This window comes from Arthrobacter citreus (assembly GCF_038405225.1).
Taxonomy (GTDB): domain Bacteria; phylum Actinomycetota; class Actinomycetes; order Actinomycetales; family Micrococcaceae; genus Arthrobacter_B; species Arthrobacter_B citreus_A.
Window position 1 is genome coordinate 1060585 of the sequence record NZ_CP151657.1, and the last position, 15015, is coordinate 1075599.

Consider the following 15015-nt stretch of genomic DNA (forward strand, 5'->3'; position numbering starts at 1 on the left):
AACGAGAGCAAATGAGGTCCTCAGTGTCGCAACCGCGGCTGACAGTTCTTGCAGGTCCAACCGCAGTTGGCAAAGGCACGGTGTCCACCTTCATCCGGGACAACTACCCGGAGGTGTGGCTTTCCGTTTCCGCCACCACCCGGCCGCCGCGCCCGGGCGAGGAGCATGGGGTGCATTACTTCTTCGTTTCGGCGGAGGAGTTTGATTCGCTGGTCGAAGAGGGCCAGATGCTGGAGTGGGCCGTGGTCCACGGCCGCAACCGCTACGGCACACTGCGCAGCACCGTCGAGGCAGCCATGGCCGACGGCAGGTCGGTGCTTCTGGAGATCGATCTGCAGGGCGCACGCCAGGTTAAAAAGTCCATGCCGGAAGCAAATTTCGTCTTCCTGGCCCCGCCGTCGTGGGACGAAATGGTCCGCCGGCTCGTGGGACGCGGCACCGAAACACCCGAAGAGCAGCAGCAAAGGCTGGAAACCGCTAAACTGGAACTTGCTGCCGAGCCCGAGTTCGATCACACCGTGGTAAATGATGACGTCCAGCGGGCAGCAGCTGAGCTTGTATCACTCATGGGAATCAGTCCGCGCCCGCGCTGACGCACCGCTACATCCCGTACAAAAGATTTTGGAGAATCTGTGTCTACTGTGTCTGAAGGCATCATCAACCCGCCGATCGACGACCTGCTGAACGTAGCCGACTCGAAGTACGCCCTGGTTATTTACGGCGCCAAGCGTGCCCGCCAGATCAACGCCTACTACTCCCAGCTGCATGAGGGCCTGTTCGAATACGTCGGCCCGCTGGTGGAAACCAAGCTGAACGAGAAGCCGCTGTCCATCGCCCTGCGCGAGATCAACGAAGGCATGCTCGTCAGCCGTCCGGTCGAATCGGCCGAATAAGTCAGGAGCAGCAGCGGTGCGCATTGTCTTGGGAGTGGGCGGCGGCATCGCCGCCTACAAGTCCGCGTCGCTGCTGCGTCTTTTAACGGAAGCCGGACACAACGTCTCCGTGATCCCCACGGAGGCATCCACCCGCTTCGTGGGGGTTGCCACCTGGGAGGCACTGTCCGGCAATACGGTCTCCAGCTCGGTTTTTGACGAGGTGGAGAAGGTTAACCATGTCCGTCTCGGCCACGAGGCGGACCTTATTGTCGTGGCCCCGGCCACCGCTGACCTTCTGGCCCGTGCGGCCGCCGGGCAGGCGAACGACCTGCTGACCAACACCCTGCTCATGGCGCGCGGACCGGTCTTTTTCGCCCCTGCCATGCACACCGAGATGTGGTCCCACCCGGCCACCCGCGCCAACGTGGCCACGCTGCGCAGCCGCGGCGCCATCGTCATGGAGCCGGCGGTGGGACGGCTCACGGGCAAGGATTCCGGCGCCGGCCGGCTTCCGGATCCCGAAGACATTTTCACCGCTGCGATGGCTGCGGCAGCTGCCGGCCTGCCGGCGCCCGCGGACACCGCCTCAGCATCTCTCTCCGGCGCCCTGGCCGGCAAGACCGTCACCATCACGGCCGGCGGTACCCGCGAACCCCTGGATCCCGTGCGCTTCCTCGGCAACCGGTCCTCCGGCAAACAGGGTGTTGCCCTGGCCCGCGCCGCCCTTGACGCCGGCGCGCACGTCCGCCTCATCGCCGCCCACATGGATGTTCCGGCCCCCGACGGAGTGGAACTGACCCGCGTGGAGACGGCCCTGGAGCTTCGCGAAGCTGTCCATGCCGCAGCACCGGACTCCGATGTGCTCATCATGGCCGCCGCCGTCGCCGACTTCCGGCCCGACCGGAATTCGGACACCAAGATCAAAAAGCGCGACGACGGCGAGGACCCCGTCATTACCCTGGTCCGGAACCCTGACATCCTCGCCGAAGCCGTGCAGCACCGAAACTCGGCCAGGACATCCGCGGGAGAAGCCCTTCCCCTGGTCATCGTCGGTTTCGCCGCTGAAACAGGGGACGGCACTGCCGAGGTCCTGGACTACGGGCGGCAGAAGCTTGCCCGCAAGGGCTGCGAACTGCTGGTGCTCAACCGGGTGGGCGTATCGCTGGTGTTCGGCCAGGACGTCACCGAAGTGACTTTGCTTTCACCCGCAGACTCCGAAGCCTCTCCCGCTCCCACCTACACCGGCACAAAATCCGAGATTGCCGGGCGCATTATTGCCCGCGTATCGCAGGAGCTTTCCGCGGCACTTCCCGTCCGCTGAGGCGCCAGGCGCTCCCGGGCCCGGGAACCCACAGATACTGGCCGGCATTCGGGGACGCGGCCTCGGACCCAGTAGAGTAAAACTCGTGACTTTCCCAGATGCTTCAGTACTTTCCGCGCCCCGCGACGGGCTGCGACTTTTCACTTCGGAATCCGTCACTGAGGGTCACCCGGACAAAATCTGTGACCAGATCAGTGATGCGATCCTGGACGGCCTGCTCAAGGTGGACCCCGAGTCCCGTGTGGCGGTGGAAACCCTCGTCACCACCGGACTGGTCCACGTGGCGGGCGAGGTCACGACCGAGGGCTACGTGGAAATCCCACAGCTGGTCCGCGACACCATCCTTGGCATCGGCTATGACTCATCGGCCAACGGCTTCGACGGCGCCCGCTGCGGTGTTTCGGTCTCGATCGGCCAGCAGTCTCCGGAAATCGCCTCCGGCGTGTTCAACTCCGTGGAGAACCGCGCGGGCAAGAACATCGACCCCTACGACGTGCAGGGCGCGGGGGACCAGGGCATCATGTTCGGCTACGCCTCGGACGAGACCTCCGTGCTCATGCCCACACCCATCTGGCTGGCACACCGCCTGTCCGAGCGCCTTACCGACGTCCGCAAGGACGGCACGCTGAGCTACCTGCGCCCCGACGGTAAAACCCAGGTCACCATCGGCTACGACGGCGACCGGCCGGTCTCCGTGGATTCCGTGGTCATTTCATCGCAGCATGCGGTGGACGTGGAGCTCGAGCAGCTGCGCGCGGACCTGGTCACCCACGTGATCAAGCCCGTGCTCGCCGGCACCGAGCTGGACATCTCCAACATCAAGCACATCCTGAACCCGGGCGGCCCGTTCGTGATCGGCGGCCCGGTTGGTGACGCCGGACTGACCGGCCGCAAGATCATCGTGGACACCTACGGCGGTTTCGCGCGCCACGGCGGCGGCGCCTTCAGCGGCAAGGACCCGTCCAAGGTGGACCGGTCCGCGGCCTACGCCATGCGCTGGGTGGCCAAGAACGTCGTGGCCGCCGGACTGGCCCGCCGGGCGGAAATCCAGATTGCCTACGCCATTGGCATGGCCCACCCGGTGGGAATCTACGTGGAGACGTTCGGCACCGAGACCGTGGATCCGGCCCGCATTGCCGACGCCATCCAGGAGGTCTTTGACCTCCGCCCGCTGGGCATCATCAACTCACTTGACCTGAAGCGCCCGATCTACCAGAAGACTGCCGCCAACGGCCACTTCGGCCGTGAGGATGCGGAATTCACCTGGGAGCGCAAGGACAAGGCCGAGGACCTCCGCCGCTACTTCAACGCTTAACCGGCACATGCAGCGGGAACAGGCAGGGACAGCCGGGCGCCGGGAAGCGGCCGGAGAGGCCGGGCAGCTTTCCCTGCTGCACGGTTTCGTATCACCGTCCCGGAGCCTGGGGACGCAGCCGGCGGCTCCCCGGCTACCCATCGCCCGGGTGCTGCTGGATTCCCCGCTGCCGCATCTGGACCGCGCGTTCGATTACCTGGTGCCGGCAAACCTCGACGACGACGCCGTGCCCGGCGCGCGCGTCCGGGTCCGGTTCGGCGGCCAGGAGCTGTCGGGATTCATCACTGCACGGACCGCGGAGGCTGACACCTCGGCACGGCTGATGCCGCTGGGGAAGGTCGTGTCGCCGCAGCCGGTCCTGGCGCCGCAGATCCTGCGCCTGGCCGAGGCGGTGGCCGCCCGCTACTCCGGGACCGTCCATGACGTGCTGCGGGTGGCGGTGCCGCCGCGCGCGGCCCGGGTGGACAAGGAATTCACGCCGCAGGCCCGCGCCGCCGCGGGCATCCCAGAGACCGGGGACAGTGCCGCCGGGGAATCGTCAGCCGCCGGTGAGCAGCCCGCCGCCGGTGAGCCGGCGTCAGCTGAGACTGTCCTGTCCGGCCCGGAGGGATCCGGCCCCAACCCCTGGACCCGGTACCCGCACGGGCCGCGGTTCCTGACCCATCTGGCCGCCGGGCACAGCCCCCGCGCCGTGCTCTCGTCCCTGGGCGGTTACGGCGCCGGAGCCTGGCCGGAGGAAATTGCCGCAGCGGTGAAGGCTACCCTGCTGTCCGGGCGCGGCGCTGTCGTCGTCGTGCCGGACGCAAAGGATCTGGCCCGCGTCGAGAAAGCGCTCACGGAGCGTATCGGCGCGGATGCGTTTGTGCGCCTCACGGCCGACGACGGACCCACGCCCCGGTACCGCAGCTTCCTCCAGGTCCTGCACGGCGATGTCCAGGTGGTGATTGGCACCAGGTCCGCGGCGTATGCACCGGTGCGCAACCTGGGACTGGCGGTGCTGTGGGATGACGCTGATGACCTCCATGCCGAACAACGGGCGCCGTACCAGCATGTCCGCGACGTCCTGCTGCTGCGGGCAGCGGCCGAGGACACGGCGCTGCTGCTGGCCTCGCATTCGCGCAGCACCGAGGCGCAGCGCCTGGTGACCACCGGCTGGGCCGCGGGCATTGCCGCCGAGCGCAGCACGGTGCGGGCATTGGCTCCGCGCGTCGTCAGCACCGTTGATTCCTTCAACCTGGAACGCGATCCCCTGGCTGCCCGGGCGCGGATTCCGCATGCCGCGTGGAAGGCGGCGCAGGACGGGCTGACACGGGGCCCGGTGCTGGTCCAGGTGGCCCGGGCGGGGTTCTCGCCGGCGCTTTCATGCCAGGACTGCCGGGAACCGGCGCGCTGCCGGGCGTGCGCCGGTCCGCTGGGGCTGGCCAGCCGCAACGGCATTCCCGCCTGCCGCTGGTGCGGCCGGCCGGAACCGGTATGGAGCTGCGGCAACTGCGGCGGCACCCACCTGCGCGGTTCGGCCGCCGGGGCCGGACGCACCGCCGAGGAACTGGGCCGGGCATTCCCTTCGGTGACCGTTATTTCTTCCGCCGGTGACCATGTGCGCGCCGAAGTGCCCGATGCTCCGGCCCTGGTGGTGGCGACGCCGGGTGCCGAGCCGGTGGCGGCCGGCGGTTATGCGGCGGCCATCCTGTTGGACGGAAACGCCATGATGTCGCGGGAGTCGCTGCGGGCGGGGGAGGAGACTCTGCGGCGCTGGTTCAGTGCCGTGGCCCTGGTGCGTCCGGCCGGTGACAAGGGCCTGGTGGTGGTTACCGCTGATGACACGTCAACCGTGGGACACCTGCTGCGCTGGGACCCGGCCGGCGCCGCTGAACGTGAACTGGAGCTGCGCGGGGAGCTGGGCCTGCCGCCGGCCGTCCGGTACGCGGAACTGACCGGCTCGCGTGAAGCGCTGACGGCCTTCCTGCCCCGGCTGGAGCTGCCGGCCGAAACCCGGGTGGTGGGACCGGCACCGCTGGAGGACCCGCCCGGACCGGTTCCCGTGCACCGCGACGGTCAGCTGGGCGGCTCCGGCGGGCGCTACCGCACGCTGCTGTTCTTTTCCTACTCCGCAGCACCGGCCGTTACGGCGGCGATGCGGGCGGCCAAGGCTGCCGTGTCAGCCAAACGCACGGGTGACCCCGTGTACGTGCGGGTGGACGGAACGGACGTTCTGTAGCCTGGCCGGATCAGGAACGGCGGGGTATGCCCCCCGGATCAGGAACGGCGCGGGTCAGGAAGGTCCGGATGCTGCGGCGTCGTTCCGAACGTCGATCTTCCGCCGGCGCCGGGCAGGATCCAGGGGCAGGAAGACGCTGAGGACACCGCAGGTGTACTGAGCGCTGATCTTGGCGGCATCGACCTCGGGGCCCAGAAGAACCTGCCGCTCGATGGCTCCGCGGCGGCGGTCACGAACCAGCCAGTCCGGTCCGGAGAGGTCCCGCAGGGTGCGGTGGCCGCTGACCGTCAGGACACGTCCCCGCACTGCGACGTGCAGGGATCCGGGGTCCAAACCCGGGAGGTCGGCGTTCAAGATGTAGTGGTCCTGCTCGTGGTATAGATCCACCGGGACCCCGGTGTCGGCGGCAGCCTCTCCGCTGCCGGGCACCTGCGGGTCGAAAGGGTCCAATCCCGGGTCCGGATCGAACCGGAAATCCATGCGTATCAACTCCCTCGCGGCGTGTCCCGTCCTCTGGCCGCTCCGGGCTCCGGGGTGGCCCGCAGCGGGACTACCAGCAGTTTAGGACGGGAAGGCCGCGGCGAAAAAATCACGGATGCGGTGGTGTGTTAGGCGCTTTGGCGGCGCAGTGTCACGGCTCCGAGTGCCACGAAGACGACGGCGAAGGCGGCCAGAATGCCGGCTTCCCGCAGGATGTCCCCAGTGGAACCGGTGCCGGTGGACACCAGCTTGAGGGCCTCCACGGCATGCGACAGCGGGAGCCAGTCCGATACCGTCTCCAGGGCTGCCGGCATCCGGTCGCGCGGAATGAAGATCCCGCCCAAAAGGATCTGCGGAAAGACGAGTGCGGGCATGAACTGGATGACCTGGAATTCCGATGCGGCAAACGCGCTGGCCAACAGGCCAAGGGTGGTTCCCAGGACGGCATTGAGCACGGCCACCGCGAGCAGCAGCCAGGTGTTTCCGGCCACCTCGAGCCCGCAGACCCAGACGGCAAAGCCACAGGCCACGAGTGACTGGACCATCCCCAGCCACCCGAAGGCGATCGTGTAGCCGGAGATGAAATCGAGTTTTCCCAGCGGCAGCGTCATCAGCCGTTCCAGTGTGCCGGAGCGGCGCTCCCGCAGGGTGGTGATGCTGGTGACGAGGAACATGACAGTGAACGGGAACAGTCCCAGCAGGGCCGGGCCGACGGACTGGAAGACGCCGGTGTCTTCGAAGATCCAGGAGAGCAGGCCGATCAGCAGGCTGGGAACCAGCAGCATCAGCAGGACCGTCCGCGGGTCGTGGCGAATCTGGGTCAGCACGCGCACGGTTGTGGCCGCTGCCAGGCGCGGAGTCACTCCGCCCCCAGCAGGGCGAGGAAGGCGGCGTCGGCATCGGTGGTGCCCGTGCTCTCGAGCAGGGCCGCAGGTGTCATGTCGGCCAGCAGCCGCCCGCCGTGCAGCAGCAGGATTCTGGCGCACCGGCTGGCCTCGTCCATGACGTGGCTGCTGACCAGCAGGCTCACGCCCCGGTCCGCCAGCGACTCAAACAGATTCCACAAATCCCGGCGCAGCACAGGGTCCAACCCCACCGTCGGCTCATCCAGCACCAGTAGTTCGGGGGCGCCGAGCAGGGCGACCGCCAGCGACACGCGGCTGTGCTGTCCGCCGCTGAGGCTGCCGGCAAGCCGGCTGCTTTGCGGGCCGAGTCCGGTTTCCGCGGTCACCCGTTCGGGGTCGGTGTCCGGCGCGCCCACCACCCGGGCGAAATAGCGCAGATTCTCGGCCACCGTCAGGTCGTCATACACGCCGGGCCCCTGCGCCAGATAGCCCACTTTGCGGCGCAGGGCGGAACTGCCGGCGGGGTGGCCAAGGACTTTGATGGAGCCGGCCGAGATTTTCTGGGTTCCGACGGCGGCGCGCATCAGGGTGGTCTTGCCGCTGCCGCTGGGGCCCAGCAGGCCCACCACCTGGCCGGTAGGAAGCGCCAGTGTCAGGCTGTCGAGGGCGGTGATTCCGCCTCGCCGCACCGTCAGATTCTCGGCGCGGATCACCGGGGAAAGTGCCATGGTGCTGACTGTGCACCTCCGGTGGCAGCCGGTCAACCGGCAGTCACCGAACCCGGAGTTTGGTTGTGCACAACTCAATTGTGCGCTAGGTTCGGTGGATGAACGATTCCCTTCACCGCCAGGTCTGCTTCTCGCTGTACTCGGCGTCCCGGGCGGCCACGGCTGTGTACCGTCCGCTGCTGGAGCAGCTGGGCCTGACCTATCCGCAGTACCTGGTCCTGATGGTGCTGTGGGAGGACGACGGCGTGACGGTCAGGGATCTCGGACGTTCCCTCGAGCTGGATTCCGGTACCCTGTCGCCCCTGCTCAAGCGGCTCGAAGCCGCGGGGCTGCTGCAGCGGCGCCGATCGGTCGCCGACGAACGCCGTGTTGAAGTGCACCTGACCGACAACGGCCGCGCCCTGCGGGAGAAAGCCCTGGACCTGCCGCAGCAGGTTGCCAAAGCCGCCGGACTCGAGCCGGAGGAGCTGCGGACCCTGCAGGAAACACTCGCCAAGGTAACGGCCGCCCTGCGCGCAGCGGCACGCTAAGAACCCAAAAATTTCCGCATATCCCCACCGGGCCCCCGGGCCCAGCAAAGGAAGGCATTCCATGACCAACTATCCCGAGACCGGCCGCGAAATCCAGCTGGCATCGCGCCCCGAAGGCTGGCCCACCGAAGAGAACTTCCGGCTGGCCGAGGTTCCCGTGCCGGAACTGGCGGACGGACAGGTGCTGGTCCGCAACCGTTACATGTCGGTGGACCCGTACATGCGCGGACGCATGAATGACGTGAAGTCCTACGTTCCGCCCTTCCAGATCGATGCTCCGCTGGACGGCGGCGCGGTCGGTGAGGTCATCGAGTCCCGCTCCGAAACCCACAAGGCCGGCGACCTGGTGCTGCACGGCCTGGGCTGGCGGGACTATGCCGTCCTCGACGGCAGGCGTGCGAAGGTCATCGACACCACCCTGGCTCCGGCAACGGCATACCTGGGCGCGCTCGGCATGACCGGCCTGACCGCCTACGCCGGCCTGACGAAGGTTGCGGAATTCAAGGAAGGCGACGTGGTCTTCGTCTCCGGTGCCGCGGGCGCCGTCGGGTCCCTGGTCGGCCAGATCGCCAAGGCCATGGGAGCCAAGAAGGTCATCGGCAGCGCCGGTTCCGCGGAGAAGGTCCAGCACCTGCTGGACCTGGGCTTTGATGCCGCGTTCAACTACCACGACGGTCCGGTCAAGGCACAGCTGAAGGAAGCGGCCGGCGGGGACGGCATTGACGTGTACTTCGACAACGTGGGCGGCGAGCACTTGGAGGCTGCCATTGCGGTGATGAACAAGTACGGACGCATCGCCATGTGCGGCGCCATCTCGCAGTACAACAGCACCGATGCGCCCACCGGCCCGCGCAACCTGGCTCTGGCCATCGGCAAGGAACTCACCCTGCGCGGCTTCATTGTTGGAAGCTATAACCAGTACGCCGACGAGTTTGCCGGCCTCATGTCCGGCTGGCTGCGGGACGGCAGTGTCAGCTATGACGAGACCTTTGCCGAGGGTCTGGAGAATGCCCCGCAGGCCTTCATCGGCCTGATGAAGGGTGCCAACAAGGGCAAAATGATCGTCACGCTCGAGGGCTAGGCCCTGCGTCCTCCCTTGCCGTGCCGGCGCACCGCTTCCTCGGCTGCGGCCAGTAACTGACGGGCGGACGTATCCCAGGAGTATTCCGCAGCCCGCCGCCGTCCGGCTTCCGAGACCCGCGCCCACCGCGCGGGCTCGGACAGTTCCCGGACGGCGGCGGCAAACTCCTGTGCGCTGTCCGGGTCCGTCAGCAGGGCGGCGCCGCCGGAAACCTCCCGGAAGATGGGAATGTTGCTGGCGACCACCGGCGTTCCGGCGGCCATCGCCTCGATCATGGGCAGTCCGTAGCCCTCGGCCCGGGACAGGGTGACCAGTGCGGTGGCCTTCCGGAGCAGCTGCGAATATTCGTCGTCGCTCACGCCGTTATGGAACACGACGTCGCTGCCCGCCGGAACCAGCGCCTCCAGTTCACTGCGCCGGGCCGGCGAGATCCGGCTCAGCAGATGCAGTGTGTACCCGGGCAGGTGCGCCATCCCGCGCACCACGGTTTCCACGTTTTTGTAGGGCATGAAGGAGCCCATGTAGAGCAGCGTTTTCTCCGGGGGCTCCACCGGATTCCGCACCGGGGCTCCGGGCTGCGGCGCGTTCCCGACGATCCGGACCGGACGCTTCGTCAGCCGGTGCCGGGCCATCAGGGAGCGTGTGGTGTCGCTGATGGTGGCGACGACGTCGGCCCGGTTCAGCAGCAGCCGCTGCGGCCAGTACGCGAGATGGTACAGCCGCCACAACACCCGGACGGGCGGCGGCAGGAAACCGGGCGGCGTCGGGTTGGAGTAATAGATCAGGTCATGCAGGGTCAGGATCAGCGGATACTTCCGGCCCCAGCTGCCCATGGTCTGCATGGGGGATACGACGACGTCGGCGTCCAACCGGTTGACCCGGAAGGCCACCAGCAGCTCGGCGGGGGAGAGCGGGCTGTTGATTTTCACCCAGGGCAGGTCCGGCAGCAGCGCCAGCTGGCGCTCGTCGGAGATCAGCATCAGCACATCGGCGTGCTTCGCCACTGCTTCGATCAGTGATGCTCCATAGCGGCTGATGCCGTCGTGGTGGTCGATCCGGGTGAACCGGGCGTCGATGGCTATCCGCAGGCTCACGCGTGCCTCCGCTGCAGGAAATCCGTGATCAGGGCGGCGGCCTCCGCCGGCGCCTCGTAATGCACCAGATGCCCGACGCCGGGCAGCACGTGCAGCTCGGCATCCGGGATGAGCGCCGCCAGTTTGTGCTGCCCGGCGACGGATCCGAGGTCGTCGCGCTCCGCGGCGATCAGCAGCACCGGCATGGTCAGCCGAGCGGCGGTGTCCCGGACGGTGGAGGATATTGACGCCCGGAAGGCGTCCAGGACCACGTTCCGGTTGGCGAAGGCGCTGAAGTAGGCCCGGTGCTGGCCGTGGATCCAGCGGCGCAGCCCGGGGTCGCGGGTTTTGGCCATGAAGATGCTCATTCCGCGCACGATCGCCGGGTGCTGGAGCAGAGCCATGCCCAGCCGTTCGGGCAGGCGGGCCGCCGCCAGGTAGTACAGCTCAGCGGCTTTGCTGGTAATGCCCTTGGGCCCCTCCAGCGCGGGTTCGCAGATGGGGTTTACCAACACCAGTTCACTGATCAGGCCTGGGCTTTGCGCAGCAACCCTGGAGGCGATGATGGAGCCGAAGGAGTGACCCAGCAGGACGGTGCCCGGCCCAAGGTCGGGCACCGCGCCGTTAAGGGCGGCCGTCACAAACCCCGCGTAAGCATCGACGTCGTGCCGGCCCGGAAGCGGCTCGGCGGCACCAAAGCCGGGCAGATCGGGAACCAGGACACGGTGCCGGGGGAGCGCCTCGACAATCCGGAGCAGGCCGTGGTGGTCGCCGCGGAAGCCGTGGACCATAAAAATCGGAGGCCGGGCAACCGCATCGCTGTCGCCGCCGTCGTCGCCGATTTCCACTGCGGGGAAATCCCAGCAGCGCTGCACCGTGCCGTCCAGGGTGAAGGTGCGGACCTCGGCGCGGCGGAGCAGGCTGATGCCGGCACTGCTGCCGTTCCCGGCTGCCGTCCGCACTAGTTCACCTCATCCGGATGCGAGCCCGAGCGCTGGTTGCGGTCCAGGTCCGCGATGGCGGTGCGCTGGGCCTCGGTCAGCTCGAAGGAGAAGAGGTCCAGGTTTTCGGCGATGCGGCCCGGGGAGCTGGCCTTGGGAATGGCAACGTTGCCCTCCTCCATGTGCCACCGCAGGATCACCTGGGCGGGTGATACACCGAGTTCCGCGGCAGCCGCCGTGATGGCGGGATCGGACAGGACAGCGCCGCGGCCCAGCGGACTCCACGCGACGGTGCGGATGCCCAGCTCGTCATGGAGGGCACGCAGCTCGCGCTGCTGCAGCCACGGATGGAGCTCGATCTGGTTCACGGCGGGCACAACTCCGGTGCTGTCCAGCAGCTGCCGAAGGTGGTTCGGCTGGAAATTGGAGACTCCGATGGCCCGGACGCGGCCGGACCGGTACAGGTCCTCAAGAGCCCGGTACGTCTCCACGAACATCCCGCGCTCCGGGCATGGCCAGTGGATCAGGTACAGGTCCAGGGTATCCAGGCCCAGCCGGTCCATGGAAGCGTCGAAAGCACGCAGGGTGCGCTCGTATCCCTGGTCCGAGTTCCACACTTTGGACGTGAGAAAAATCTCGTTCCGGGAAACACCGTTCGCCGCTGTAAACGTGCGGATGGCCTCGCCAACGCCTTCTTCGTTCCCGTACAGGGCTGCGGTATCAATGTGCCGGTAGCCCGTCTCCAGGGCGCCCGCCACGAGGCGGGCGGCGTCCGACGCCGGAATTTTGTAGGTGCCGAAGCCCACCTGATCCAGGTGAACGCCGTTATTCAAGGTCAATTTCGGGGCCGGTTCCATGCTGAAGACTCTACCGAGAAGAGGGTCCGCCGGTGGAATTGACGGCGGGAGGGCGGCCGCGTGCACCGGACCGGGCCCAGCGGCGCCGGACGCCGCGGACCGCACGTATACCCGGTTTATGGTGGAGTCCTTGATTGCATAGTGCAAGACCGAGATACTGCGCAAGTGGAAACACCGTGAACGTGGTACCCGCGTTCCTGACTAGTGGCAGAGTCATGACAGAGTTATTCCAAGCCGGTTGAACATCAGCCGGTAAATCTGATCAGAAGGATGGAGAAGTCAATGGTGACTCTCGGTGAGGTATTCCTCAGTGAGTTGGCGGGAACGGCAATACTGATACTGCTTGGTTGCGGTGTGGTGGCGAACGTGGCGCTGAGTAAAACGAAGGGCAACGGCGGAGGGTTCCTCCTCGTGAACTTCGGCTGGGGTCTCGGCGTGTTTGCGGGTGTTTTTGTGGCGGTCCAGTCCGGAGCCCACCTGAACCCGGCTGTGACTTTCGGTTTGCTTTTCAACGGTTCCGAACTGGCTCCCGGAGTGGAAACCAGTTTTGCCTCGGTCCTGGTGTACTTGGCGGGACAGCTGCTGGGTGCAATGCTCGGTGCGGTGCTGGCGTGGCTGGCGTACAAGAAGCAGTTCGACGACGAACCGGATGCAGCAAACATCCTGGGTGTCTTCTCCACCGGTCCGACCATCCGGTCCTACGGCTGGAACGTTGTTACTGAAGTCATCGGCACCTTCGTGCTGGTGTTCGTCATCCTCGCGTTCGGCGGAACTCCGAATGAGCTGGGCCCGCTGGCCGTTGGCCTCCTAGTGCTCGCCATCGGCGCATCCCTCGGCGGCCCCACCGGCTACGCCATCAACCCGGCGCGTGACCTCGGCCCCCGCATCGTCCATGCCCTGCTGCCCATCCCCAACAAGGGCAAGAGCGACTGGTCCTACTCCTGGGTTCCGGTTGTCGGTCCCATCCTCGGCGGTTCGCTCGCCGGACTGGTCTTCAACGGCATCCCGATGCCCGTCCTCTAAGTCGTTCCGCACGTTGGCTTGTCCGGCGTGCCACCATCCATCCAGCAGCAGAAGGAGCCAACCATGCCTGATCCGACGTACATCATTGCCATTGACCAGGGCACCACGAGCAGCCGCGCCATTGTCTTCGACCATGACGGCAACATCGTTTCCACGGGCCAGAAAGAGCACGAGCAGATCTTCCCCCGTGCCGGCTGGGTGGAGCACGATCCCGAGGAAATCTGGACCAACGTCCGCGAGGTCGTCGGCACCGCCCTGTCCAAGGCAAACCTGACGCGGCACGACATTGCCGCCGTCGGCATCACCAACCAGCGGGAAACCGCTGTGGTCTGGGACAAGACCACGGGCAAGCCGGTCTACAACGCGATCGTCTGGCAGGACACCCGCACGCAGTCGACTGTCAACGAGCTCGCCAAGGACGGCGGCCTGGACCGGTACAAGCAGCAGGTTGGCCTGCCGCTGGCCACCTACTTCTCCGGCACCAAGATCAAATGGATCCTGGACAACGTGGAAGGTGCGCGCGAACGCGCCGAAGCCGGTGACCTGATCTTCGGCAACACCGACTCCTGGATCGTCTGGAACTTGACCGGCGGAACCGACGGCGGCGTCCACATCACCGACGTCACCAACGCCTCGCGCACGCTGTTCATGAACCTGGACAGCCTGACGTGGAACGAAGACATCCTCAAGGACTTCGGTGTTCCGCTGTCGATGATGCCGGAGATCAAGTCCTCCTCCGAGGTCTACGGCACTGTGCACACCTCGCAGCTGCTGCGCGAAACACCCGTTGCCGGCATCCTCGGCGACCAGCAGGCCGCCACCTTCGGCCAGGCCGCTTTCGCCCAGGGCGCTGCAAAGAACACCTACGGCACCGGCTGCTTCCTGATCTTCAACACCGGTGAAGAGATTGTCCAGTCCGAGAACGGCCTGATCACCACCGTGGCGTACCAGCTGGGCGATTCCAAGCCGGTGTACGCGCTGGAAGGTTCCATCGCCGTCACCGGTTCGCTGGTTCAGTGGCTGCGCGACAACCTGGGCATGATCCAGAGCGCACCGGAGATTGAGCGCCTGGCCAACGAGGTCACCGACAACGGCGGCGTCTACATTGTTCCGGCCTTCTCCGGACTCTTCGCTCCGCACTGGCGTTCCGACGCCCGCGGCGCGATTGTTGGCCTGACCCGCTTCGTGAACAAGAACCACATCGCCCGTGCGGCACTGGAGGCCACGGCCTTCCAGACGCGCGAGGTGCTCGACGCCGTCAACGCCGACTCCGGCGTGCCGCTCACCGAACTGCGCGTCGACGGCGGCATGGTTGCCAACGAGGCGCTCATGCAGTTCCAGGCCGACATCCTCGGCGTCGACGTCGTCCGGCCCAAGATCGTGGAAACCACCGCGCTCGGTGCCGCCTACGCCGCCGGCCTCGCCGTCGGCTACTGGAATGACACCGATGAGCTGGCCACCAAGTGGGCCGAAGACAAGCGCTGGACTCCGCAGATGGAGGACAGCGAGCGGGACCGCCAGATGCGCCTGTGGTCCAAGGCCGTCACCCGGACCTTCGACTGGGTCGACGACGACGTGCTGTAACCACTTCGCGTGTGCTCCAGCAGTGACTGCCGCTTAGCGGGGGGACTGCAGTATCGCGGCAGGAAGGACCCCGGCGGATTTCCGCCGGGGTCCTTCCCGCTTAAGTTTGGCTACGCCTTCTGCTGCCACTGCTGGAAGCGGCGG

At 66.8% G+C, this 15015-nt stretch carries 15 protein-coding genes; 9 read left to right on the plus strand and 6 right to left on the minus strand.

The genetic code is table 11. The features are described 5' to 3' along the window. The first annotated feature begins 11 nt into the window (after positions 1 to 11). From gmk to AAE021_RS04955, 5 genes are all read left to right on the plus strand, one after another. Entirely contained in the window at positions 12 to 593 is a 582-nt protein-coding gene (gene gmk / locus AAE021_RS04935) for a guanylate kinase (protein ID WP_342024507.1), read from the plus strand. 39 nt (positions 594 to 632) lie between these two features. Then, positions 633 to 893, plus strand: a complete 261-nt coding sequence (rpoZ, locus tag AAE021_RS04940) for a DNA-directed RNA polymerase subunit omega (protein WP_152217989.1) — start codon at positions 633 to 635, stop codon at positions 891 to 893. Between the two features lie 16 nt (positions 894 to 909). Beyond that, complete coding sequence (gene coaBC / locus AAE021_RS04945) at positions 910 to 2196, plus strand: bifunctional phosphopantothenoylcysteine decarboxylase/phosphopantothenate--cysteine ligase CoaBC (RefSeq protein ID WP_342024508.1); 1287 nt, start codon at positions 910 to 912, stop codon at positions 2194 to 2196. 85 nt (positions 2197 to 2281) lie between these two features. Continuing rightward, positions 2282 to 3511 (plus strand): methionine adenosyltransferase, encoded by a 1230-nt coding sequence (metK, locus tag AAE021_RS04950; RefSeq protein ID WP_342024509.1) that lies wholly within the window; start codon positions 2282 to 2284, stop codon positions 3509 to 3511. Positions 3512 to 3518: 7 nt separating this feature from the next. Next, the gene (locus tag AAE021_RS04955; protein ID WP_342024510.1) at positions 3519 to 5729 is read left to right on the plus strand and encodes a primosomal protein N'; all 2211 of its coding nucleotides are present in this window, start codon (positions 3519 to 3521) and stop codon (positions 5727 to 5729) included. Positions 5730 to 5783: 54 nt separating this feature from the next. On the opposite strand, the gene AAE021_RS04960 is transcribed toward AAE021_RS04955, so the two are convergent. From AAE021_RS04960 to AAE021_RS04970, 3 genes are all read right to left on the minus strand, one after another. Next, the gene (locus AAE021_RS04960) at positions 5784 to 6209 is read right to left on the minus strand and encodes an Hsp20/alpha crystallin family protein (protein WP_342024511.1); all 426 of its coding nucleotides are present in this window, start codon (positions 6207 to 6209) and stop codon (positions 5784 to 5786) included. 128 nt (positions 6210 to 6337) lie between these two features. After that, entirely contained in the window at positions 6338 to 7072 is a 735-nt protein-coding gene (locus AAE021_RS04965) for an ABC transporter permease (protein ID WP_342024512.1), read from the minus strand. Further along, positions 7069 to 7782 carry an ABC transporter ATP-binding protein gene (locus tag AAE021_RS04970; RefSeq protein WP_342024513.1) on the minus strand — a complete coding sequence of 238 codons (714 nt, stop codon included), beginning with the start codon at positions 7780 to 7782 and terminating at the stop codon, positions 7069 to 7071. Before AAE021_RS04970 ends, AAE021_RS04965 begins: the two co-directional genes overlap by 4 nt. 98 nt (positions 7783 to 7880) lie before the next feature. On the opposite strand from AAE021_RS04970, the gene AAE021_RS04975 reads away from it, so the two are divergent. After that, positions 7881 to 8312, plus strand: a complete 432-nt coding sequence (locus AAE021_RS04975) for a MarR family transcriptional regulator (protein ID WP_342024514.1) — start codon at positions 7881 to 7883, stop codon at positions 8310 to 8312. 61 nt (positions 8313 to 8373) lie between these two features. Beyond that, on the plus strand, positions 8374 to 9393 hold the full coding sequence (locus AAE021_RS04980; protein ID WP_342024515.1) for an NADP-dependent oxidoreductase: 1020 nt from the start codon (positions 8374 to 8376) through the stop codon (positions 9391 to 9393). Here the strand turns inward: AAE021_RS04980 and AAE021_RS04985 are convergent. The 3 genes from AAE021_RS04985 to AAE021_RS04995 are packed head-to-tail and all read right to left on the minus strand — an operon-like array spanning position 9390 to position 12264. Continuing rightward, entirely contained in the window at positions 9390 to 10481 is a 1092-nt protein-coding gene (locus tag AAE021_RS04985; RefSeq protein WP_342025319.1) for a glycosyltransferase family 1 protein, read from the minus strand. The two genes, AAE021_RS04980 and AAE021_RS04985, sit on opposite strands and share 4 nt — an antisense overlap. 2 nt (positions 10482 to 10483) lie before the next feature. Then, positions 10484 to 11428 (minus strand): alpha/beta hydrolase, encoded by a 945-nt coding sequence (locus AAE021_RS04990; RefSeq protein ID WP_342024516.1) that lies wholly within the window; start codon positions 11426 to 11428, stop codon positions 10484 to 10486. Beyond that, a complete protein-coding gene (locus AAE021_RS04995; protein ID WP_342024517.1) occupies positions 11428 to 12264 on the minus strand; it encodes an aldo/keto reductase in 837 nt (278 codons plus the stop codon). The genes AAE021_RS04990 and AAE021_RS04995 overlap by 1 nt, the downstream gene beginning before the upstream one ends. 285 nt (positions 12265 to 12549) lie before the next feature. On the opposite strand from AAE021_RS04995, the gene AAE021_RS05000 reads away from it, so the two are divergent. Together AAE021_RS05000 and glpK are read left to right on the plus strand one after the other, a co-directional pair. After that, positions 12550 to 13287 (plus strand): MIP/aquaporin family protein, encoded by a 738-nt coding sequence (locus AAE021_RS05000; RefSeq protein ID WP_342025320.1) that lies wholly within the window; start codon positions 12550 to 12552, stop codon positions 13285 to 13287. A 63-nt stretch (positions 13288 to 13350) separates the two neighbouring features. Further along, positions 13351 to 14871 (plus strand): glycerol kinase GlpK, encoded by a 1521-nt coding sequence (gene glpK, locus AAE021_RS05005; RefSeq protein ID WP_342024518.1) that lies wholly within the window; start codon positions 13351 to 13353, stop codon positions 14869 to 14871. Positions 14872 to 15015 lie beyond the last annotated feature (144 nt).